The organism is Vibrio sp. D54 (genome assembly GCF_021728075.1).
Classification (GTDB): Bacteria; Pseudomonadota; Gammaproteobacteria; order Enterobacterales; family Vibrionaceae; genus Vibrio; species Vibrio alginolyticus.
The window spans coordinates 259,334-282,939 of record NZ_JAKKCS010000001.1; the positions used below are offsets into that span (position 1 = coordinate 259,334).

The 23,606-nt window shown below is 45.2% G+C and carries 20 protein-coding genes; 11 read left to right on the top strand and 9 right to left on the bottom strand.

Translation table 11 applies throughout. From position 1 onward, the window contains the following. Positions 1 to 10 precede the first annotated feature (10 nt). The 4 genes from malQ (at position 11) to L3V37_RS01160 (ending at position 7,737) form a co-directional block, all read left to right on the top strand. Positions 11 to 2,191: a 4-alpha-glucanotransferase gene (malQ, locus tag L3V37_RS01145; protein WP_237305674.1), complete on the top strand. Its 2,181-nt coding sequence runs from the start codon at positions 11 to 13 to the stop codon at positions 2,189 to 2,191. Between the two features lie 283 nt (positions 2,192 to 2,474). Further along, on the top strand, positions 2,475 to 4,667 hold the full coding sequence (glgB, locus tag L3V37_RS01150) for a 1,4-alpha-glucan branching protein GlgB (RefSeq protein WP_237305675.1): 2,193 nt from the start codon (positions 2,475 to 2,477) through the stop codon (positions 4,665 to 4,667). Positions 4,668 to 4,818: 151 nt separating this feature from the next. After that, entirely contained in the window at positions 4,819 to 5,496 is a 678-nt protein-coding gene (mtgA, locus tag L3V37_RS01155) for a monofunctional biosynthetic peptidoglycan transglycosylase (protein ID WP_151515271.1), read from the top strand. A gap of 180 nt (positions 5,497 to 5,676) precedes the next feature. Further along, positions 5,677 to 7,737 (top strand): alpha-amylase, encoded by a 2,061-nt coding sequence (locus tag L3V37_RS01160; RefSeq protein WP_237305676.1) that lies wholly within the window; start codon positions 5,677 to 5,679, stop codon positions 7,735 to 7,737. A 69-nt stretch (positions 7,738 to 7,806) separates the two neighbouring features. Here L3V37_RS01160 and L3V37_RS01165 read toward each other — a convergent pair whose 3' ends face one another. Further along, entirely contained in the window at positions 7,807 to 8,523 is a 717-nt protein-coding gene (locus L3V37_RS01165) for a DsbA family protein (protein ID WP_237305677.1), read from the bottom strand. 97 nt (positions 8,524 to 8,620) lie between these two features. Beyond that, the gene (locus tag L3V37_RS24225) at positions 8,621 to 8,908 is read right to left on the bottom strand and encodes a hypothetical protein (protein ID WP_049872671.1); all 288 of its coding nucleotides are present in this window, start codon (positions 8,906 to 8,908) and stop codon (positions 8,621 to 8,623) included. Positions 8,909 to 9,356: 448 nt separating this feature from the next. On the opposite strand from L3V37_RS24225, the gene L3V37_RS01175 reads away from it, so the two are divergent. The 4 genes from L3V37_RS01175 to L3V37_RS01190 all read left to right on the top strand — a co-directional run bounded on the left by L3V37_RS01175 (position 9,357) and on the right by L3V37_RS01190 (position 12,281). Beyond that, positions 9,357 to 10,097: a nucleoside recognition domain-containing protein gene (locus tag L3V37_RS01175; protein WP_237305678.1), complete on the top strand. Its 741-nt coding sequence runs from the start codon at positions 9,357 to 9,359 to the stop codon at positions 10,095 to 10,097. Further along, positions 10,097 to 10,564 (top strand): YjiG family protein, encoded by a 468-nt coding sequence (locus L3V37_RS01180; protein ID WP_005374849.1) that lies wholly within the window; start codon positions 10,097 to 10,099, stop codon positions 10,562 to 10,564. Before L3V37_RS01175 ends, L3V37_RS01180 begins: the two co-directional genes overlap by 1 nt. A 9-nt stretch (positions 10,565 to 10,573) precedes the next feature. Then, a complete protein-coding gene (locus tag L3V37_RS01185; protein WP_130545723.1) occupies positions 10,574 to 11,698 on the top strand; it encodes a M20 family metallopeptidase in 1,125 nt (374 codons plus the stop codon). A gap of 208 nt (positions 11,699 to 11,906) precedes the next feature. Then, entirely contained in the window at positions 11,907 to 12,281 is a 375-nt protein-coding gene (locus tag L3V37_RS01190) for a YkvA family protein (protein ID WP_053303903.1), read from the top strand. A gap of 104 nt (positions 12,282 to 12,385) precedes the next feature. On the opposite strand, the gene L3V37_RS01195 is transcribed toward L3V37_RS01190, so the two are convergent. The 3 genes from L3V37_RS01195 to L3V37_RS01205 form a co-directional block, all read right to left on the bottom strand. Next, positions 12,386 to 13,690, bottom strand: coding sequence for a dicarboxylate/amino acid:cation symporter (locus L3V37_RS01195; RefSeq protein WP_017634452.1), 1,305 nt, complete (start codon positions 13,688 to 13,690; stop codon positions 12,386 to 12,388). A gap of 389 nt (positions 13,691 to 14,079) precedes the next feature. Next, positions 14,080 to 15,345, bottom strand: a complete 1,266-nt coding sequence (locus L3V37_RS01200; RefSeq protein ID WP_005374868.1) for a DUF1835 domain-containing protein — start codon at positions 15,343 to 15,345, stop codon at positions 14,080 to 14,082. Positions 15,346 to 15,625: 280 nt separating this feature from the next. Beyond that, the gene (locus tag L3V37_RS01205; RefSeq protein ID WP_213970676.1) at positions 15,626 to 16,516 is read right to left on the bottom strand and encodes a LysR family transcriptional regulator; all 891 of its coding nucleotides are present in this window, start codon (positions 16,514 to 16,516) and stop codon (positions 15,626 to 15,628) included. Positions 16,517 to 16,625: 109 nt separating this feature from the next. Here L3V37_RS01205 and L3V37_RS01210 point away from each other — a divergent pair, with 109 nt between their 5' ends. After that, positions 16,626 to 16,934: a monooxygenase gene (locus L3V37_RS01210; protein WP_237305679.1), complete on the top strand. Its 309-nt coding sequence runs from the start codon at positions 16,626 to 16,628 to the stop codon at positions 16,932 to 16,934. Positions 16,935 to 16,941: 7 nt separating this feature from the next. After that, complete coding sequence (locus L3V37_RS01215; protein WP_165401686.1) at positions 16,942 to 17,313, top strand: hypothetical protein; 372 nt, start codon at positions 16,942 to 16,944, stop codon at positions 17,311 to 17,313. A 65-nt stretch (positions 17,314 to 17,378) separates the two neighbouring features. Here the strand turns inward: L3V37_RS01215 and L3V37_RS01220 are convergent, their stop codons facing one another. From L3V37_RS01220 to L3V37_RS01230, 3 genes are all read right to left on the bottom strand, one after another. Beyond that, positions 17,379 to 19,547, bottom strand: a complete 2,169-nt coding sequence (locus tag L3V37_RS01220; RefSeq protein WP_237305680.1) for a polysaccharide biosynthesis tyrosine autokinase — start codon at positions 19,545 to 19,547, stop codon at positions 17,379 to 17,381. Positions 19,548 to 19,598: 51 nt separating this feature from the next. Then, positions 19,599 to 20,039, bottom strand: coding sequence for a low molecular weight phosphotyrosine protein phosphatase (locus L3V37_RS01225; protein ID WP_154204039.1), 441 nt, complete (start codon positions 20,037 to 20,039; stop codon positions 19,599 to 19,601). Between the two features lie 130 nt (positions 20,040 to 20,169). Beyond that, positions 20,170 to 21,288 carry a polysaccharide export protein gene (locus L3V37_RS01230; protein ID WP_017820139.1) on the bottom strand — a complete coding sequence of 373 codons (1,119 nt, stop codon included), beginning with the start codon at positions 21,286 to 21,288 and terminating at the stop codon, positions 20,170 to 20,172. Between the two features lie 458 nt (positions 21,289 to 21,746). On the opposite strand from L3V37_RS01230, the gene L3V37_RS01235 reads away from it, so the two are divergent. Further along, positions 21,747 to 22,640, top strand: coding sequence for a hypothetical protein (locus L3V37_RS01235; RefSeq protein ID WP_047102404.1), 894 nt, complete (start codon positions 21,747 to 21,749; stop codon positions 22,638 to 22,640). Between the two features lie 69 nt (positions 22,641 to 22,709). Here L3V37_RS01235 and nfsA read toward each other — a convergent pair whose 3' ends face one another. Continuing rightward, positions 22,710 to 23,432 carry an oxygen-insensitive NADPH nitroreductase gene (nfsA, locus tag L3V37_RS01240; RefSeq protein WP_005384597.1) on the bottom strand — a complete coding sequence of 241 codons (723 nt, stop codon included), beginning with the start codon at positions 23,430 to 23,432 and terminating at the stop codon, positions 22,710 to 22,712. Between the last annotated feature and the right edge of the window lie 174 nt (positions 23,433 to 23,606).

Sequence of the window (23,606 nt, forward strand, 5' to 3'; positions counted from 1 at the left end):
GGAGAAAGCGATGAAAGAACAAACAGCATTAAAGAAAGTCGCGGAAATGGCGAGATTGGCTGATAGCTATGTCAGTGCTTGGGGAGATGAGGCTAAAGTGTCTGAGGAGACGCTACGCCGCTTGCTCGCTTCGCTTGGCTACGATACTAGCAGTGATGAAAAACTACTGGCTTCTGCTGAAAAGAAACATAAAAAAGACGTACTAGCCCCTGTTCTTGTTTTACGCGACGGCGAACCAGTCGAAGTGGAACTAAACCTAGGTACGAGTGCTCGTGAGAGTGAATTCAGCTGGCGTTTAGAAACAGAACAAGGAGAGGTACTTGAAGGCTATCTTCAGTCCCAAATTGTTCGTGATGAGCGTGCTGAGGGTGGCCCTCTAGTGTTTGCATTGCCAAAGAACTTGGCTTGGGGTTATCACAAACTGATCATCAGTCGTAAGCGTCGTAAAACACCTTACGAGATGTCATTGATCATTACGCCGAAAGCGTGTTTCAAACAAGACGATCTAAACCAACACAAAAAGCTATGGGGTCCTAGTATCCAGCTTTACACACTGCGTACTCAGCATAACTGGGGCATCGGTGATTTTGGCGACCTAAAACAACTGGTGAGTGATATTGCCTCTCGTGGCGGTGACTTCATTGGCTTGAACCCTATTCACTCGCTGTTCCCTGCGAATCCAGAAGGGGCAAGCCCATACAGCCCGTCTTCTCGTCGTTGGTTGAACATCATGTACATCGACGTAAGCTCTGTACCTGAGTTCGCGCTAAGTGCAGAAGCACAACAGCGAGTGGGTAGCGCAGAGTTCCAACAACGTCTACAAAAAGCGCGAGACTCTCATTGGGTGAATTACACCGAAGTTTCGCAACTAAAAATGAGCGTTCTTCCGCTGCTATTCAGTGAGTTTAAAGCTCGCCATTTAGACAAGAACACCGATCGCGCTCGTACCTTCTTGGACTTTGTTGAAAAAGGCGGCGACAGCTTGCTACACCAAGCTGCATTCGATGCACTTCATGCTGATTTACATGCAGAAGATGCAAACATGTGGGGCTGGCCAGTATTCCCTGAGAAATACCGCACATTCGACGCAGCTGGTACTCAGAAGTACATCAAGGATAACCAAGATCGTGTTCACTTGTACATGTACCTGCAATGGATTGCAGACGATCAAATCAAAGAAGCGCAAGCGCTAGCCGAAGAAAAAGGCATGGCTGTGGGTTTGTACCGTGACCTTGCGGTTGGTGTTGCTGATTCTGGTAGTGAAACATGGGCTGATGAAGGCGCGCTAGTATTGGATGCAAGCATCGGTGCACCACCAGATGTACTTGGTCCACTAGGCCAAAACTGGGGTCTGCCTCCGCTTAACCCTCAGGTTTTAGAAGCGACTGGCTACGACGCTTACATCAAATTGCTACGTGCTAACATGAAGCATTGTGGTGCATTGCGTATCGACCACGTACTTGGCCTGCTTCGCCTTTGGTGGATTCCAAAAGGCGAGAAAGCGACAGAAGGCGCATACCTGTACTACCCAGTTGAAGACATGCTAGCAATCCTAGCGTTGGAATCTCACCGTCATCAGTGTTCTGTAATCGGTGAAGACTTGGGTACTGTACCTGATGAAATCGTTGATATCCTTCGTGATGCGGGTGTGCATTCGTACAAAGTCTTCTTCTTCGAAACATCAAAAGACGACGGTGGCTTTATTTCTCCGAAGCACTACGCTGAGCAGTCTATGGCTGCACTGTGTACGCACGATATGCCAACACTACGCGGTTTCTGGCACTGTGATGACTTGAAGATGGGGCGTGAGATTGGCCTGTACCCTGATGAACAGCAATTGGAAGGCCTATTCGCTGATCGCTTGAAGTGCAAACAAGGCATTCTAGACAGCGTTCGCTGGCATGGCTATCTGCCAGAAGGCATTGGTCATGATGCTCAGTACGTGCCAATGGATTCATACCTAAGCGAAGCGCTGCAACTGCACGTAGCCGCGGGTGATTCTGCACTGCTTAGCGTTCAGCTTGAAGACTGGCTAGAAATGGATCAACCGGTCAACATTCCTGGCACGGTGGATGAGTATCCAAACTGGCGTCGTAAATTGTCGATGAACCTAGATGAAATCTTCAGCCGTGAAGATGTGAATCGTATTTCTAAACGCCTTACTGAAGTTCGTGCACAGGCGAGTAAGTAAGATGCCTAGAGTGGCGTAGATGGACGAGCTGATTACCAATTTTGTTAGCTCAGAGGTACGAAAGTTCCGTCTAGGTCACTCATTCCTAAAACACAATCCGTTAGGATGAAGTACCGTTATTATGCCCGCGACAATAGCGGGCATTTTTGTATTTTGACGCCGTTTACGCAACGAACGTGAGAAGCGGAGTCTTTTTGTGAGTTCACAACGTTGGCTGTGGAGAAACCGATGTTTGATTCAGATCTCTGGTCTTGAAAAGGATGTTGGCTCTAGGGAGAAAGATTTGAAAACCACCAAAACCAAGAAAATAAAGAAACAACACGAACGCGCATACGAACTGCTTGCTGAGGCGGCTTACTCAGATCCATTTGCGGCGCTGGGTCCATTCATTGACGACGAAGCTTCGCTGAGAGTTTGGATGCCGGGCGCAAACAAGGTTGAACTGCTTGTTAATGGTGAACCTCGCGTGGCGCTTGAGCGTGATGGCGACAGCGGTTTCATCTTAAAAGAGCAACGCGATTTACACCTGACCCACTACCGTTTAGCGGTCGATTGGAATGGTGTTGAACAAATTATTGATGACCCGTACCAGTACCACAATATCTACCAAGAGTACGAGCATCTGCATACGCCAAAAGACATGTATCACTACATGGGCGCACACTTTGTCACGCTAGAACGTGGCGGTGAAAACATCTCTGGTGTGCGTTTCCTTGTTTATGCACCACATGCATCTGCTGTTAGCCTTGTGGGTTGCTTCAACCAATGGGATGGCCGTCGTCATCCAATGCAACGCTTAGACTACGGTATCTGGGGCCTATTCATTCCTGGTTTGGAAGAGGGGGTACAATACAAATTTGAGCTCAAAGGGCCAAATGGGGAAGGGTTGCCACACAAACAAGACCCTTGGGGTTTCTACTCTGAGCAATACCCATCGTTCGCATCCATTACTTACGATCACAAGCGTTACCAATGGCAAGATGCGAAATGGCAAAATCGCGCAGTGACACAAAAGCGTGATGAAGCGTTATCGTTTTACGAGCTGCATGCAGGTTCATGGAAGCGCGACGAGAAAGGTGATTTCCTGAACTACCGCGAACTCGCGGAGCAGTTGGTGCCATACCTTATGGATATGGGCTACACCCACGTTGAGCTGATGCCTGTGTCTGAGCATCCATTCTATGGTTCATGGGGCTATCAACCTGTTGGCTTGTTTGCACCAACTAGCCGCTTTGGCTCCCCTGATGATTTCAAATTCTTCGTGGATGCGTGTCACCAAGCAGGTATCGGTGTTGTGCTGGATTGGGTACCGGCGCACTTCCCATCGGATGATCATGGTTTAGCGAACTTTGATGGTACGCCTCTGTTCCATGATCCAGATCCGCGTCGCGGTTGGCACCAAGACTGGAACTCCTACATTTACGATTTAGGCCGTGAACATGTGCGTCGCTTCCTTGTCTCGAATGCGCTGTACTGGTTTGAACAATTCCATATTGATGGTATTCGCGTGGACGCAGTCGCGTCGATGCTCTATCTCGATTATTCACGTAGCCACGATCAGTGGGTCCCGAACGTTGATGGTGGCAACGAAAACTACGACGCAATCGCAACCTTAAAATGGATGAACGAAGAAGTGTACAAGCACTTCCCGAATGCGATGACGATTGCGGAAGAGTCAACGGCGTTTCCGGGGGTGTCTGCGCCAACCTTTATGGGTGGTTTAGGTTTTGGCTTCAAGTGGAATATGGGGTGGATGCACGACAGTCTTTCATACATCAAAGAAGATCCTGTTCACCGCAAATACCACCACAATACCATCACATTCCCGCTGGTTTATGCGCACAGCGAGAACTACGTCTTGTCTCTCTCTCACGATGAGGTGGTGTACGGCAAAGGCTCTATCCATAACAAGATGCCGGGTGATGAATGGCAGCAAACTGCAAACCTACGTGCATACTACGGGTACATGTATGGTCAACCGGGCAAAAAGCTGAACTTCATGGGCGCGGAAATCGGCCAAACGGCGGAGTGGAACCACGATGATCAGTTGCAATGGTTCTTGCTGGAATATGAGCGTCATCAAGGCGTTCAAAAGCTGATGCGCGATTTGAACCACTTGTACCGAAATGAAGCGGCGATGCACGATCAAGATTGTGTTCCTGCTGGTTTTGAGTGGCGTCTACAAGACGAAGCGGATGCGAGTATCCTAGCGCACGAGCGTATCAGTAAAGAAGGTGAGCGTATTCTCATCATCACTAACTTTACGCCCGTACCACACGAGCGTTTCCGTTTAGGCGTTCCAAATGCAGGTCAATACGAACTGCTGCTGAACACGGACGACAGCAAATACGGCGGCAGCGATTTTAAAGTGCTAACCAGTGTGAAAACGGAAAAAGTCGAAAGTGAATCACTGCCTCAATCACTTGAGCTTCGTTTACCACCACTTTCAACCGTGTTCTACAAGCTGCACAAATAATTTAGTCTAATCAAATTCTAAGCCCGTTTTACATTGTAAATCGGGCTTTTTTTGACCTATTTTTTACCTCTAAAACTTGTTGTTCTTGATTGAATCAGGCAAGCTCACGGGTTTGTTTATCATCAATCGCTAATGCATTGGGGAACTACACATGTTGAAAAGGCTTAAGTCATTTCTATTTAAAATGGTGTTGATATTGCTGATCGCCCCAGTCGTTTTGGTTGGTTTGGTGAAATATGTCGATCCACCAATATGGGGATGGAAGTTAAGCCGCATTGTTGCGCCACCAAAGAACTATCCAGACAATAGTCAACACGAATGGGTATCCTTGTCGCGCATTTCAAAAAATATGCAGTTAGCGGTGATTGCGACCGAAGATCAAAAATTCCCTCATCATTATGGTGTCGATTTCGAATCGCTATTCGACGTGATTTCCGAGGCTGGTGATAATGGTCCGTCGAGAGGCGCGAGCACTATTACCCAACAGGCTGCGAAAAATGTGTTTTTGTTTCCTTCTCACTCCTACGTTCGCAAGGCTTACGAGCTTTACTTTGCCTTACTGATGGAGCTGATGTGGAGTAAAGAGCGTATTCTAGAAGTGTATCTAAATGTGGTTGAATTTGGTCCCGGTATTTACGGCGCTGAAGCGGCAGCGCAGAATTATTTTGGCGTCAGTGCAAAGCAACTCTCGAAGTGGCAAGCAGCGCGTTTAGCCGTGGTGTTGCCAAACCCATATCGAATCAAAGTCTACCCACAAAGTGAGTACACTGCTCGCCGCACAAGATGGGCGATGAATCAAATGAGCAATCTTGGCAGCGTGCAACTTTAACTCCCTCAATCTATTGCACTTAAATAGAACTACGCCCCTATATCAATAAAATGTGAAGCGTCACAAGCTTTAGGGCGTAGCCTTTCAGAATGATGTGCTCAGTTTTTCATCCATTTACTATTAGTGTGAATAAAAATACAACACGAATACTGCGCCTATGCGAAACCAATGGACTGAACGATGAAACTGAATCTGATTACGACTACCTTATTGCTTGCATCGGCAAGTGCCATCGCCGAGCCAAACATCACCATTTCTACCACGACCAACAGCCGTGACTTTCCGTTAAGTGCAGAGCAGCCTTTGGTTGTGCCATTAACCAAAGATGGCTATACGCTCAAAATCACGGGTGTTGAAGGCGACTGTGTCGCGCCTGACGGTCAAAAGGTCAAATTCAACAAACCTATCGCGCTGAACTGTGGAAAGCCAACAGAACTGCCATTAAAAATCCGCTTTACTGGCGATTACTCTTTTGCTTTTGATGCGGAAGCGAAAACATTGCGCTTCAAGCGTGAACCTAAGAAAGCCGCGAAGACAGAATTCAAACGCCCAATCCCACAAGTGCAATGTGAGGTTTATCAAGGCGGCGAAGTCACCATTGCGCTGGGTGACAGTTTCCCCGATGGCACCAAGTTGCGTGATGCTTACTCTGGGCAGATGGTCGAAGTAAAAGATCAGCAAGTATCGCTGACGCCGAGCAAAGATTCCGGCGGTTTGGTGCTACTAGAGCCAGTGAAGAAAACCAAAGAAGCAGTGCCGTTTGATTACCGCAATGCCAACATTTACTTCGTGATGGTTGACCGTTTCAACAACGCCGATACCAGCAATGACAACAGCTATGGGCGCAAGAAAGACGGTAAAGAAGAGATTGGTACCTTCCACGGTGGTGACCTAAAAGGCGTGATCGAAAAGCTAGATTACATCAAGAGCCTAGGTACCGATGCGATTTGGTTATCGCCAATCGTTGAGCAAGTACACGGTTTTGTGGGTGGCGGCGATAGCGGCTCATTCCCATTTTACGCTTACCACGGTTACTGGACGCGTGATTTCACCAAGATTGATGAGAACTTCGGTAACGAAGATGATCTGAAAAAGCTGGTGGAAGAGGCACACAAACGTGGCCTTAAAGTATTGATGGACGCAGTAATCAACCACACCGGTTACTCAACGTTAGCCGATTTGCAATTTGATGGTATTGAGGTGTTAAAACCAAACGCTGAACTACCTAAGAAGTGGGGGGATTGGCAACCAAAAGCGGGTGAAAACTGGCATAGCTACCACCAGAATATTGATTACCAGAGTCCAAACTGGGCGAAATGGTGGGGCGGTGACTGGGTAAGAACAGGTCTACCGGGATACCCAGCTCCGGGCAGCAGTGATATCACCATGTCATTGGCGGGTTTGCCTGACTTTATCACTGAATCAGACAAAGCCGTGAAGCCAGCTCAATGGCTATTGGATAACCCTGGCACTCGCGTTGAGGCGCGTGATAATTACACCGTCTCGGACTACCTAATTGAGTGGCAAACTGATTGGGTGAAACGCTTTGGTATTGATGGTTACCGTGTCGACACGGTGAAGCACGTTGAAGGCGATGTGTGGAAACGCTTGAAAGAAGAGGCATCAAGCAGCCTTGAGCAGTGGCGTAAAGAGAACGGTAAGTCAGGTCAGCCATTCTGGATGATGGGTGAAGTATGGGGACATACCGCTTATCGCAGCCCTTACTTTGACGATGGCTTTGATGCGTTGATTAACTTCGACATGCAGAAGAAATTAGATAAAGGCGCGGCGTGTTTCAGCCAAATGGCAGACACTTACCAAAGCTATGCGGACACTATCGCCAATGAGAAAGACTTTAACCCTGTGAGCTACATGTCTTCTCACGATACCGAGCTGTTCTTCTCTCGCTTCAAAGATTACGGTATGCAGCGTAACGTCGCGAATGCACTGCTTCTGAGCCCTGGCGCTGTTCAGGTTTACTATGGTGATGAAGTTGGTCGTAACATTGGTCCTTACGCGGACGATTTCCACCAAGGCACTCGTTCTGACATGGTATGGAAGCTATCTGATGAGAAGCAAGCGCTGCTCAAACACTGGCAAACTCTTGGTCAGTTCCGTAAAGCGCACCCAGCGATTGGTGCAGGTCAACATCAAGTGATTGAACAAGAAGGTGCGTATGTGTTCTCTCGCTCGCTTGGCAATGACAAAGTCGTTGTGGCGTTTGTGGGTCGAGAAAAGTAGTTAGAACTTCGTTTTAAGCCTAGATAGAAAGAGCCCTTCCTTGAGTTATCAGGGAAGGGCTTTGTTGTTTTAGTTCGCCAGTTCTTGGTCGATGACTTTTTCTAGCTCGTCAAACGGCACATAGCCAGGAATGACTTGATCATTAATGATCAACGCCGGCGTGCCACGTAAACCAAGTTGCGTGAAATACTGATAGTTTTTATCAAGCAACGCCTTGGTCTCTTTGTCGTCGACAAGCTGCGCTTCTGTCCCCGTTTTTTTCGCGATTTGATTTAAGGAACGTGCGTCATGTGCGCCCGGTTTTTTCACCAATAACTCATGCACTTGTTCGTACTTATCTCGCTGGTTTTGCCAAACATTTAATGCGTAACTTGCCGAGTTGTAGCCGTTTTTCTCGTATTGTTCTTTAAAAGAGACATTGAGGTTAAGCACTTTTACCTGCGGATATTCCTTACCAACTTTGACCAGCTCTCCTTCTAAACGTTTACAAAAAGGGCAGCTGTAGTCTGTTACGTTAATAATGGTTAACTCAGGGTTTTCAGCACCAAAAGAGGAATGTTTGCCATCACTTAGATATTGACGAACCTCCTTCAAGGTGTCGCCAAATGACTGTTGATACGCAATGTACTCTTGAAGGTTTTGGTGCAATGAATCAAGAATTTGAGGGTTATCTTTTAGTATCTGAGTAACTTCCTCTAGCTTTTTTTCTGCGGTCTTTTCTGATGCGAAAGATACGGCAGGTACGATAGCCATCGTTAACGCCAAAAGTGTACGAGTGAATGTCATAATATTTCCTAAAACTTTTTAGATTTCGTTGTTTGTTATGTGAAGTGAATAAAATATGTACAAAAGTCAGGCAGAAAGGTCTCTCGCCTTGCTGGCTTTATTCTCTAAACACGCAAAGTTTTAGGTGAACCCGATACTTTTCCGGTATCGGTTCTGTGTATTCCAGATAACGAATTGCTGTGGTTGTCATCGGCAGCGCCACAATCAAAGCAAACAGAAAAAATGGAATAAGAATATGATCAAACTGATGTTGGTAAGCTTGAACCAGCTTTTCTGAAAGGTCGCAAGATGGTGATAAATTCACGCTTTCATCTTGCTGACTCTGTATTTGGTGAGCCTTCGGGCAGCTTTTCGAGAAACCAGAATTTTGGCTTAAGCATATCATCACCACCCAAAGCACGAGGGCGAGTGTCCATTTGGCTATTTTATATTGTGAGCGTAACAATGGGTCGTATAGTCCTGTTAATTCTGGTTTATGCCGTTTACATATGACCGGGCCATCCTAACCTAAATTTCGTGGCTGAATGTTACTTTCGAGTTAATCGATATTGCCTCAATGCCAAAGTATGAAGTACGTCATGAATGTTGTAGAAAGCAATATTCGTCAGAATCATTTGTTGAGTTGATGAAGAAGTCGTGAGCTATCGACATAGATTAATATACCTAATTGTTAGCACAAATTTTTATTATCTTTCAATTGTGATTGGAATCATAAAACAAAACTTCATAACTGAGTCGCGATAATGTTCGGCAGGCGGATTGATTTTGATCATCTCTCTAGCACATTATTCAGGTGAACATATGTGTTAAGTTCCACATGTGTAGGTAATGTTATGAAAATTCCTGTTCAAACTGAGCGTAAAGTTACACTGGGGTGCTACGTTGCTCTGGCGTTTGCGGTTGTGTTCTTTTCTGGCCTGATGCAATCTAGCGAATGGTACGGTGTATTCGATTTTACAACGCTTAATGGCTCTTTCGGTAAAGTGGCTTACGGCGTAACGGAAGGTGCGGATGGCGCGGTACAAGCTGCGACTACCTCTTTCCGCGGTACTGGCGGTAGCGGTGCTCGCGACGGTTTCATTTTCGCACTTACTTTGATTCCAACCGTTATGTTCGCATTAGGTATGATCAATGTACTTGAGCACTACGGTGCACTTGAAGCTGCCCGTAAGCTTCTTACTCCTCTTCTACGCCCTCTAATGGGTATCCCTGGTAACTCTGGTCTGGCTTTGATTGCTTCTCTACAAAGTACCGATGCAGGTGCGGCAATGACGCGTCAGCTAAAAGATGAAGGTCACCTAACTAAGCGTGAAACGGACGTATTTACGATGTTCCAGTTCACTGCAGGTGCAACCATCGTGAACTTCTTCTCATCAGGTGCTGTTCTGTTCACGCTGACGATGGCTGACGGCTCTCTAGCGGTAACGTCTTCTATTGGTTTAGCGGTTGTGGTGATGTTCGCATTTAAGATCATCGGCGCGAACCTGTTCCGTATCTACCTAAACATGACGGAAGGTAAAGAAGACAAACAAGACCAAAACAAATCAGAGAACCTAAAAGAGGAGACGGCATAATGGGTGACGTTAAAGCGAAAAAACCAATGGTGACGGATATCTTCGTCGAAGGTGCTAAGAAAGGTTGGGTAATTGCGACTACCTCTACGGTTCCTAACGTATTGATGGCGTTCGTTATCATCAAAGCGCTGCAAATCACTGGCGCGTTGGATCTGATGGGCACGGTGTTCTCTCCAATCATGGCGGTGTTTGGTCTTCCGGGTGAAGCAGCAGCGGTATTGATCGGTGCTTGGATGTCGATGGGCGGTGCGGTTGGCGTAGTGATCACGCTGTTTGACCAAGGTATCCTGAACGGTACGCATATTGCGATTCTAGCGCCTGCCATCTACCTTATGGGCTCTCAAGTTCAGTACATGGGTCGTATCATGGGCCCAATAGGTACTGAAGGTCGTTACATCCCAGTTATGATTGCAATCTCAGTATTGAACGCGTTTGGCGCAATGCTAGTGATGAATCTGTTTGTCTAGGAGTGAGTCATGCAATTCTCTCTAAATGAATATCTAGAAGAGCTACGTCCGCTAATCAATGTGGATTGTGGTACTTACACTACTGATGGTATCGAGTTTATCGCTTCTCAATTTGAAGAGAAGTACCAAGCGATGTCAGGTTGGAGCGTGAAACGCATCGACTGTGGCAGAGCGGGTGTTGGTCTTGAAGTTCGAAATAAGCCGGAAGCTGAGCAAATCGACGTGATGCTGATTGGTCATATGGATACAGTGTTCCCCGTGGGTACTGCTGAGCTTCGTCCGATGTCTCAAGATGCAGAGAAAGCCTACGGTCCGGGCGTCTCGGACATGAAATCTGGCTTGCTGAACATCGTATACGCGATGCGCAATCTAGACCAAGCGGTGTTGGATAAGCTGTCTATCGCTATCTGCATGAACCCAGATGAAGAAACGGGTTCTCTGGACTCTGTGGATTGGATTCAATCAGTAGCGAAAAACGCTAAGAATGTACTGGTTGCAGAAGCAGCACGTGCAGATGGCGGTTTAGTGAAAGCGCGCAAAGGCATGGCTCGCTACAAAATGACCTTTAATGGCGTTGCTGCTCACGCAGGTAACGAGCCAGAGAATGGCCGCAGCGCAATCACTGAGATGGCGAATTGGATTCTAGCAGTCAATGCAATGACCAACTTTGAATCTGGTACCACGTTGAACGTCGGTATTATTTCTGGCGGCAACGGTGCGAACATCGTCCCGGAGCACGCGGAAGCGATCGTGGATGTGCGTTTCTGGAGCAACGAAGAATACGATGATGTCGACAGCAAGCTAAACGGCATGCTGGAAACACCATTCGTTGATGGTGTGAGTATCGAGTTGGTTCGTGAAGCTTACAAACCTTCTATGGTGCCAAGTGCGCAAACGGAAAGCCTGATGGCATTAGTTGAAGAAGCCGCAAGTGAACTGGCTATCGACATCAACTGGAAAGAAGTGGGTGGCGGCTCTGATGCAAACAACACGGCGATTCTAGGCGTTCCAACTTTGGATGGTCTAGGACCTATCGGTGCGGGCTTCCACAGCGATCAAGAGTACTTGTTGCTTGAGTCTATCGAACCACGTATCAAAATGCTGATGCGTGTATTGGAGAAGATTGCTCAATAGGGCATTCTGCTTTTAAAGCTTGGTTCCCAAAGCTTTTGGCTTCAACCTTTTGGTTTGCAAGACTTTTTTCCAATGCAATAATCCCCGGACTTCGGTTTGGGGATTTTTCTATCTGTGTTTCACTTTACTATCATTTCTTGTTATTAATCTTGCGTTCAGGTTCGATTAATTAATATGTTGGACATAGTCATAAATTTCGGAGGCAACGATGACCACAACAATGTCTGTAAAATCGGCGCCGAAAGACGCCAAAGATCAAACGATGCAAGCGCCAGATGAGAAAACATTCTGGCGAAAAATGAAAGGGTCGGTTAAGAAAGCGGGTGAAGAAATTGCCGTAATGGGCATTAAATCATGGCTCGCGATGACAGATTCTAACACCTCTGTTCGCCATAAGGCGATTTTAGGTGGTGCGCTGGCATACTTTGTCCTACCAACAGATATGGTGCCAGACGTACTCGCTGGCGTCGGTTTTACCGATGACATGGCAGCACTTACCTTAGCCGCGAACTCAGTCGGTAATGCCATCACCGACGAGCATGAAGAACAAGCGAGAGAAAAGCTGAATTCGATGGCGGATTAGAAAGAGTATTTCTAGACGCGGAGAAAACAAAAGCCCCGATGTTTCCATCGGGGCTTTCTTTTAGACAGGACTATATAATTTCAGAATGGTAATCGTAGAACGATTTAGGCGTCAGCGCGTTTAAGATGCACTTCTTCTTCGGCTACGCCTGCCATTGGGTCGTTGAAGCGAGCTTCATCCAATGCACCCTCTGATTTTGCAACGATGACGGTTACAGCACTGTCACCAGTGATATTTACCGCGGTACGAATCATATCAAGAAGACGGTCAACACCCATGATGAGCGCGATACCTTCAAGCGGCAGACCAACTTGGTTCAATACCATAGCAAGCATGACAAGACCCACACCAGGAACACCTGCGGTACCGATAGACGCCAGAGTTGCCGTCATGATAACCATTAGGTAATCGCCCATAGTTAAATCAATATTGAAAGCTTGAGCAATAAACGCAGTTGCTACGCCCTGCATGATCGCCGTACCGTCCATGTTCACGGTTGCACCAAGTGGTACTGTGAACGATGATACACGGTTCTCAACACCCATGCGGTGCTTTGCTGTTTCCATTGTCACTGGAATCGTCGCGTTTGATGATGCGGTCGAGAAAGCAAACATGATCGCGTCTTCCATCTTACGCAGGAACGTAATTGGATTTAGACCAGTGAAACCTTTTAACATTAAGCTGTAAGTGACTAGGCCGTGCAGGACAAGCGTCCCCGCCAGTACTAAGAAGTACTCTGCCAGATTGACGATTGCGCCCAGACCAAGACCAGTAAATAGCTTCGCCATTAAGAAGAACACACCATAAGGCGCCAAGTTCATCAAAATCGCAACCAGTTTCATGATCACTTCATTCAGATCAGCGAAGAACGCTGCAATACGTTCACCAGGTTTGCCTGCTGCGCTGATCGCGATACCAAATAGTACCGCGAACACAATAACTTGCAGGGTTTTACCTTCAGCCATCGCACTGATAGGGTTGGTTGGGAACATATCGATGATCACCTGACCCAAAGATGGTGCTTCTGCTGATTTGAATGAACTTGCTGCGGTTAGGTCAGCGCCAGCACCTGGCTGGAATAGAGTACCCATAGTTAGAGCAAGCGTAATCGCGATAGCCGTTGTTGTAACGTAGAAAGCGAGGGTTTTACCACCCATGCGACCCAGTGTAGAAAGGTCTTTGAGAGAGCTAGTACCACAAACTAACGAAACAAATACTAGCGGTACAACAAGCATTTTTAAGCTGGCAACGAAGATCTGTCCACCAACTTCGAATAATCCATTAACAATGTATGCGTCGACAAATCCGTTGTCGGCAAAAAGTGTGCGAATTGCAAATCCTGTCAAGATACCCGCAACCATACCTAAAATTACGCGGCTGGTAAGCGACATCGGTTTCTTGGTATTCATGAGAACACTCCTTATAGTTATGCACCTTGAGTTCACTTCAAAGCGGCGAGCAGATTAGCAGCGGAGTGAGAAAATACGAAAGAATAATCCTCTAAATGGTTAATAGATGTGAACTTTATCACTAATAAAAATGGAATTTTAACCAAATATTAACGAATTGGCTGGATGAAAAGTTTGTATTTTAACACTTTTATCGAATATACAACCGATAACAAAGAGGATTTACAATAAATTCTAATAAGAGATAGAGTGCATACTCTCTTTGAGTGGATGCATTTCTGCATAACTATTTAAGTTGTATTCAGACTAGCGGTCGCTTCTTTAGCGATAATTTAGTATTGAGTGTTCATCAGAGCCAACGAACCCTTTATGCTTTCATATTTGTCAACTCAATGATGGTTGGCAAGTGTAGTTAGTTGGAGGTGATCCCAGCTCCAATAACTTTGACTGGTATTTTTAATCCCTCCAACCCAATAGCATTGTTTCGCTCGTATTAAGCCTTCCAAACACTGCTTGCCAGCCTCAGTGATACGGACGCTTTGTTCCCACCAGTGCCTTTCACGTGACTCAATCGTGATCAAAGGTGTTTGACACTGTGCTAGAGGGAGGAGTAACGCGTAAAACATCACGTCTCCTAGGTAAGGAAGAGGTTCTAGTTGTTGATATTGCTCAAACCAATCTTTGATGGGAATTGAACGATTTTGCGAGCTCAAAACCTTTAGTGCGAGGTGTTGTGTCAAGCTCAATCCAGTTTGTGAATTAGGTAACTCTTGCAAATGGCGTTTAAGCACGTTGAATATATTGGGCAAGCAATCCAGGTTATGCTGCTGAATCAAATTAACTATGGAAATAGGTGTCGGTGATGTAATAGCGTGCCAACACCGTTTAGCCTGACTGAATAATTTTGCTGTCACAGGTTTACGGTATCGCCAACAAGAACGAATAGCTTCTTCAGGCAACTGCCCAAAGCCGATGAATCGTTCAGTGCCCGGGAACTGGTTCAACTCAATGATCTCTATCACTTTATTCTCTACATTCTCTAACTGTGTTAGAGCACGAATTAGCATCAATTGATCATAACTGTCATGTTCGACCCAAAAGACGATTCGTTCAAATACATCACTTTGCAACAGATCGAGGTTTGATTGTTCCAATGTGACTATATCTTGAACCGAGTCTTCACGCTTCATCACGGGCAGCAGAGTCTCTACGACATATTGGGCACGAATGGCAAGGAAGTTCTGCGGTGTTGCTGGTATGGGGCCAATACAAAGCGGATCGATCAGGGCTAAAAATGTCCCTTCAAATCCGCTGGCTTTAAGTTGTTGTTGAATGTCGTGGCCACAACGAACGTGTAGCGTTTTTACTTTTGCATCTAGGGGCGGTTTTTGTTCTTTGATGGCTAGTTTGTGCGCTTCTAGCTCTTCGACATGAGCTTTTAGTTTACTCCAACTGGATAAGCCCAGTTCTCTTGCGAGTGCATGTTGAACGTCAGCCAATTGAATTGTATTGGGAGCCAAAGATTCTGGTTTGGAGTGAAATCGCTTAACTAACTCCAACGTGGCGTCATCGTATAGGCGGATAGCTTTGAGCCTTTTTTTAGCAATGGATTTTTGCTGATTGATATTGATCGAGAAGCTATTTGTAGAGTTCATATTTCACCTTTCTTATCTCTTCCACACTCGCCTATATAGAAGCTAAAAAGAAGGTAAAAACAGATTGTGCCTGCTAAACCAAGCAGGTGAGGATATTGCCGTGAACCGAGTTCTTTCCGCGAGTGTTGGGTGCTTTAGGCATGAGCAGAGTGATAGTAGGTGGTCGCTATCCTTCGTGCAACCTTTTGTGAGAGTGTAGCGTCACAAAATGGCCGTTTCTCTATATTTAGGGAGAATCAATAGGCGATAACACTAGCGATTCAACTCAATACCACTGTTGCTAGACTCGAGTTTCTACACTTTTGAGTAAAGTACGATAAAGCGCTTGAGTCGCAGGACCACTTTTGGCTCCTTTGGGTAAAGTGAGGTGCAGCGCAACTTGATATTGATGGGAGTGTTCGATCTCCAATACTTTAATTTTATCGCTCTTGCGGGCTGCGACTAAGTGCGCTGGTAGCCGACAAAATCCAGCGCCTTGCTCTACGGCGTGAAAAGCGTGGTCGAAGTTATCGACGGTAATACGCTGACGTGCGCGTAACCAACCCACATCTCTTTTCGTTTTGTCTGAATTGCCTAAGTCACGGATGACAATTTGGCTGGTGGTTGCAAAATCGTCGATGGAAACATGCGGCTTTTTAGCGAGTGGATGGTGTGCTGCGATTACAGGCAGCATGGTTGTTACGCCAAATGCTTCGGCAGGGTAGTTGGTTATCGGTAAGTTGATGATTGCGATGTCAGCGAGCTCATTTACGACCATTTCGGTTGTTTTGCTCAGTGACGTTTCAACCACTTGAACGGAGGTCGTGTTGTTGTCCTCCAAAAATTGACTGAGTGGTGCATAAAGCCAACAAGGGTCACAAAGATGATCTACTGCGACCGTGATTTGAGATTCCACCCCACTTTTTAACTGCTCGCTGATGACTTCTAGTTCCCGCGCTTGTTCAAGCATGGATTGTGCACGACGCAGTATGGTTTTGCCGTGCTCTGTCAAACCCGCTTTGCGCCCTCGTACTTCGATAAGTTGAATACCAAGTTGGTCTTCTAACTTCCTCACCGAGTAGATCAATGTGGTATGGCTCTTGTTGAGCAGTAAAGCTGCGGATTGAATGCTGCCTTCTTGATTAATCGCTTGTAGCGTTTGCCATTGTTCTAAGGTCGTTTTTAGTCTCATGAGTCAATTTTTTAGACAGTTAATGGCAAAATTATGAACTTTTTTGTCAGTTTTATAAAGGTAATAATCTTGTCATCGAAAACGAGTCAATAAGAAGAGGAGACTCAAGATGGCGAAATTATTGCAAGTTGATTTTGAATTTCATGGTCCGTTTGGTGACGAGATGTCGAATGCTCTGGTCGACTTAGCTAAGTCGATTAACCAAGAGCCGGGCATGATTTGGAAAATCTGGACGGAAAGCGAAAAAGACAAACTCGGTGGTGGTATCTATCTTTTTGAAGATGAAGCCACGGCGCAAGCTTATCTCGAAATGCATGCCGCACGCTTACGAAAAATGGGCGTAGTCGAAGTACGAGGTCAAATTTTCGATATCAATGCGCCGTTAACGACGATCAATCAAGGGCCTATTGGGGGATAAGGAGATGATGACCAACCGCACTTTTCTAACCGTTCATGGTGTCATATATACGGTATTCGCGTTTGCGTTGTTTTTTGTACCAACCATGATGTGGCCGATGTATGGCGTACAAATCAACGACCAATACGCGCTGTTTTTATCGCAGCATACTTCGATCTTTTTAGGTGGAATCGCTGCGGTGAGTTTGATGTTACGTAATGTGGAATCAGGGCATACTGCGAAACAGGTGTTTAAAGCATTATTGATTACTAATGGCTTAGGGGCAGTGATTACTACCTATGCCGGCATTATCGGAGTATTTGTCGGTTTTGGCTGGAGTGACCCAATATTCTTTGTCTTGCTTAGTTTGTTTACGTATAAGCAATTAAGAGTGCAATAGAAAAAGCCCTGCTGTTTCTAGCAGGGCTTTGTCATATTTGGTTTAATTAGCGATCTAGATTCAATTTATGATTCGCTTTTGTACGCGTAGTTATAGTAGCCGTATCCATAGCCGTATGAGTTAGATGCTTTTTTCTCAACTGCATTGAGAATCACACCTTTAACTTCAACGCCTGATTGCTCGAAGCGACCTTGCGCGACTTCAATCTCCTTCAAAGTCGTTTGATCAAAACGAGCGACCATCAGAGTTGTTCCTGCAAGCGCGCCAACGATGCTTGGGTCGGTAACTGCGAGTACAGGCGGTGTATCGATGATGACTAGATCGTATTGTGCAGACATCTCGTCAACAAAGTTCTTGAAGCGAGGGTGCATAAGAAGTTCTGACGGATTTGGTGGTACTTGGCCGCGAGTCACAACATCTAAATTATCAATGGATGTAGATTTAATGATGTTGCTAAGGGATGTCTTACCGCTCAAGTAATCAGAAAGACCGTTGTCCCAACGTAGACCGAAGCATTGCTGCAAATAACCTTTACGCATATCCGCATCAATAAGCAGCACTTTCTGACCGGTTTTCGCAGCGACGGCCGCAAAGTTGGTCGATACAAATGTTTTGCCGATAGATGGTGCAGGACCTGAAATCATAAGAACGTTATTCTTCGCTTCCATCATTGCAAAGTGCAAGCTAGTGCGAAGACTACGTAGAGCCTCAATGGAAAGATCGGCTGGGTTAGCTTCCGCTAGAAGGACTAGCTCATTGTTGCTGCCTTTGTTGCGCTTAAGCTTGTTTGCAAATTCCAGTTGTTGAATAGATTTTGGAACGCTTGCGTAAACTGGCATGCCAATCTGTTCAATTTGATCTGGTGTTTCCACACCACGGTGGAATGCTGCACGAATTAATACGAAAGCAACGCCTGCCATACCGCCAAGCAGTGTTGCTAGCACAACGATAAGCGCTTTTTTCGGCTTAATTGGCTTAGAGAAAGATTGAGCGTTATCTAAGATTCGAACGTTGCCAACTGTTCCGGCTTTAATAATGTTGAGCTCTTGAACCTTGTTCAATAGTTGGATGTAGATTTGTTGGTTTACTTCTACATCGCGTGTCATACGTAGAACTTCACGCTGTGTTTTCGGTAACTTTTGAACTTGTTTATTAAGACGTTCTTTCTCTTTTAGTAGTGTTTCACGTTTATCAAGTAGCGACTTATAAGCTGGGTGATCCTGTGTGAAGCGTTGGCTGATCTCACTTTCTTTGAATGTAAGCTCATTTAGCTGTGCTTCTAACTCAACCATTACTTTCAGCGTTGACTGAGCTTCAAGGCCTAAATCGATAGATTCATTTTCTTGACGGAATCGATTTAAAACGTCTTCAGAAGCGGTCAGTTTTGTTTTGATGTCTGGGAGGTGACCTTTCAAGAACTCGAGGCTTTGCTCTGCCTCTGCAGAATTTCTTTGAACGTTTTGTAAGAAGTAGTTTTGGCTAATGTCGTTCAAGATATCTTGAATCTTAGCGCGGTCTTCACCAGAGAAGCTTAAAGATATAATCCCGGTTTGCTTACCACGTTCGCTAATCGATAAGTTTTCTTGAAGTTTATTAATTGCATCTAATTTACTGATTTTGCTGACCGTGAATGAGTCACCAGTTTGAGCCACAAGTTCAGTCGCCAAAAATTGGTATCCATTCTTCTCAAGCAGTTCACCAACTTTACCTTCTAAAATGACGTTATTGTCATCTTCTAAGAGCCTGAACGTCTGTTTTTCAGAATCAATAACTTCAAGAGTTAAAGGAACGCCAACTGCGTAAGAAGGAGCATTAAATCGTGAAACGCTCAGACTGATTTGCTCACCTTGTAGTCGAGCTAGGCCTTTACCAATAATTGGCATGTAGTTTGGAGAAACGACAGTCGTTAAGTTGAACTTATCAACAGTACCGCCCAAGATCATACGAGATTTGATGATCTCTATTTCTGTTGTCGCTGATGATTCTGCTGAAAACAGCTCTCCCATATCACCAACCATCGCTGAAATACCACCTGAACTCTTACTTTCGATTTGGATAAGAGCGTCAGCTTTATAGATAGGTGTTGATAGAATGGCAACGCCGACGCCTATAATCGAAAATAGGACTACGGTACATAGAATGAGCCATTTGGCATCGAGAATGATCCCAAATAACTTTCCCAAATCGATCTCATCGTCGGCTTGACGTGATTGCTTAATAGTTTGTGTTGTCATTACTTTAACTTCTTAAATACCTTGCCATTGGCGTTTATTTAGCCTTGCGGCTTATAGTTTTTGAGACCACGCTTTTGCTGCTTTTTCTATAAGCGTATATGCATGTTCGAAAGCTTCTCTACTTTGTCTGTATGGATCAGGGATGTTTTGTTCATTTATCCACTGTCCAAACAGCATCGTTTTACCTCGTGCCTCAGGAGCGATTTTGGTTAAGGCTTCTAAATGACCTTTTTCCATAACCAATATCAGATCGTATTGAGCGCAAAGCTCAGGTGTTAATTGTCGTGCTTCGTGTCCATCTAAGCTTACGCCACGTTCGTTCGCGATAGTGGTTGCCATCTCGTCAGCAGCTTTTCCCGTTAGATGGCTCTTATCTACTGCGATTCCTGCTGATGCGACATGTTTGTTTGGTAGTAAAGACTGCAAAAGCCGCTCTCCTGTTGGAGAGCGGCAAATATTACCGACACAGACGACAAGAATATTAGAAAACAAATGCTTACCCTACTTTAAATTGTATGCTTATGATCTCAACTGAATTGCTGGCTTCTTTACATTGCGCAATTGAGCTGAGTAGCTATCGATTACGTGCCGCAAGAGATAATTTTCTTGTGGCACGCTGTTTTTACGGCCAAGTGCGTACTCGTAGTACACCTTCGGTTAGTTCATTAAAGCCGGAAATGGTTGGAACGAGTTGAGCAATCACACGATTCCAACGACTAACAGGTGCAGCCGTTACATAGACTATGTCGTAAGGGTTGAGATCAAACTCAGTACCAATCACCAAAGCAGAAGCGTCAGAAACATCTAGCTGATAAATGTCCGCCATTTTAGCTTCTTCTTTTGAACGTCTGATGACAAACACACCGGTAGCATCTGCGGAGATTTCACTGATACCACCAACGCTGCTAAGAGCCTCAGTAAGGCTCATGCCGCTACGATCAATTTTGAGTAATTTCGGATCGTTAACCTCGCCCATAACAAATACTTTTTGCGCATCGTTTCGAGGAATATGAACAATATCGCCAGGCTTTAGAAGGCGGTTTTGAGTTAAATCGCCTTGTTGCATCAGAGCATACAAAGAGACGTTTTCAACAACGCCATTGCGTGTCAGTGTCGCATTACGCCAATCAGCCTCGGCAGCCAGTCCGCCAGCTCTATTCACAGCATCTAGAAGTGTAAGGGGGATGTTTGTAATTGGTTGTTGTCCTGGCTTGTTAACTTCGCCAGTTACATAAGTCTTTTTAGAGCGAAATGCCGCAACGCTTACATCGACCTGTGGGCTCTCAATGTATTTTGCAAGGCGGCTTGCAATGTCTGCACGAATCTGACGTACGTTTTTGCCTTCAACATGTACGACACCTATGTAAGGGTAGAAGATCGTGCCATCCGAATGTACCCAGTTACCCGCTTCGGCTGAGCTTCGGTATGAGCCCGCTGGGATCGTTAGCTCTGGGTGATCCCAAATAGTGATATTTAGGATATCGCCAGGTCCTACTTCGTATTCATATTTTGCGATTTCAATATCTAACTCTGGGTTTGGTTTTGAAAAAGGGTCCACTGAATTTAAAGACGTTACGCGCTCCAAAGTTAAGGGATAAACGGTAACCTGAGACTCTATATCACTCGATTCAGTGCTCATGACTGTTTTGTCACTGACCGAAAGGTGGCTACCAGGCAAAGTACACCCTGTAAGAAGGATTGGAAGTACTGATATCCCCAAAAATTTATTAAATGTGTTCATTGGTTTATAACTACCGAAAGAAAGTTTGCCGACTGAAATTGATTCATTCTAATTGAACTGAGTTTCATCAATATTGACGATTTACTGCAGTTTTAAGCCTTTAGAAAGCGAGTCCATTCAGAATTATTTGTGTAATAAACACTCCAAATGGCTGCTAGCGACTTAGAGCTCTTAGTTTTATTAATGAAGGTGTGAAAATCCGACCCACAAAAAATAGTCAACTATTATCCATCTGGTTGCAATAAAGGCAACAAGTTACTCGAAAAAATACTGACGAATACATGACAAAATTGTGTCTATTTAGCGTTATTGAGATGAATGCATGATTTTGCACAAGCAAACAGGCAGTAATGTGAAAAAACTCATGCCAAAGTTGTATGCATCCTATTTACACTATATGCAACTGCCGTTATGCTTCGTGTTGCGGTCGGATATAACAACAAATATTGGAGCTAATTTTGAAAATCAAACTTTTAACGGCAAGTGTGGCTGCTGTTCTACTAGCAGGTTGTGGTAGTGACAGCGATCCTGAGGTAAAAACATACTCAGTACAGGCTTATGACCCAGCTGTTATCGGCATGGAAGTATCTTATGACTGTGGTGGAGACTTAAAAGGTCAGGCTGATGAGCTAACAACAAACTATGAAGGCATGGTTGGTAAAGCTCGCATTAGCCATATCGACGTAGTGAGTGCACCAGGTGAATGTACTTTCACATTGAAGCATACTGATAAGAGTGTAGATGCATCTAACGGAAAACCTATTACGTCTGATTACAAGATTCCTAAAGGTCTTGCCCAAGCTGACTCTTTAGTTACAGGTTCTCCATTTACAACGTTGGTAGCTAACTCTCTAGATGACGGAGAGGTATACTCATCAGATACTGCTGAAAAAGTATTTGCCAATTTAGGTATCGATATCAATGCAAGTGGTAAAACAGTTGACGAAATCCTTCGTGATACAGAGTCTGTAGTTGCTAACCTTCAAAGTGAAGGCGGCAATAGCGAACTTGCTACGAAGCTAGTTGCTACGGCAAATATCGTGTCTGATATCATTAAAGCGAACCCAACAGCTGCACCTGAAGCCGTAGCTGTAGCTGCAAAATCAATGGCAGAAGAAGTGATTGCGAAATACCCGCATTACCCTAAAGCAGGCGCGGATTCTGAAGAAGTGATTTACGTAGAAATCTCTGAAGAAGATACGAAGAACGTTGTTGAGCAGGTTGAAAAAGACATTGCTGCAGGTAAGCCTGTAGACCAAATCAAACCTACCGTTCCACCAGTTCCAGATGCGAAGCCTGGTAAGCCAGTTGATCCGGTTGCTCCACCATCAGGCGGTTCAGGCGGTAACTAAGCAAGTTTTTGCTGATAAATTCTAAAGGCCTCTTCAGAGGCCTTTTTTGATCCTATCGTATTGTAGTCATCACCTTTTAGTGAGCCCTTTTCTGTTTAAGTAAGGCAGGATGTGCGGACGTGATTCGCCAGCCAGTTTACTGGTGACTTCTTGTGACCAAGTACTCTGTTTTTGATTGCTCGAACGGTTTGCATAGTAGTTTTGCATAGTTTGGTCATACGTCTGAATATCATCCAAGTTTAGGTCTTGATACTGATTTTCATGCACCACGACATGCTTAGGTAGGCGAGGTTTTACTTCAGGGGCTTGATCTGGATGACCAAGACACATACCAAATAAAATGGCGGTATTTTTAGGTAAACCTAATAATTCGTCTACTTTTTGGGCATTGTTTCGTAAACCACCAATATACACACCTCCTAGTCCCATCGACTCCGCCGCAAGCAAGCAATTTTGTGCCATGATGCCCGAGTCTACAGCGCCTATTAGCGTTAACTCGGTAAAGTCAGCTTGAACATCTGGGTTGATACTGGCGTGGCGTTGGTAATCAATGCAAAACACCAAAAACTCAGCCGCGCTTTCAACGTACCCTTGATTTCCGGCATATTGAGCTAATAGCGTACGTTTTTCTTTGTCGGTCACGCGGATAATTGAAACGACTTGCAACATGCTTGATGAGGACGCCGCAAGGCCGGCTTGAAGAATGGCATCTAATTGTTCGCTCTCAATCGGTTGTGAGGTGAATTTTCGAATTGAGCGGTGATTGAGAATTGTTTGAATCGTGCTGTTCATGGTGACTTAACATCCCCTGTTACGTTAAAGGCTGAAGACTCACCTTAGCGACATTTGATGAGTCGGTAAACTATCTCAAAAGAAAAGCAATGCTTGGTGCATAAGTGTGAAGACGAATCGAGAATACACCACTCGTTCTGTTTGAGAGCGTATATACTGTTTTTAGAATCAATA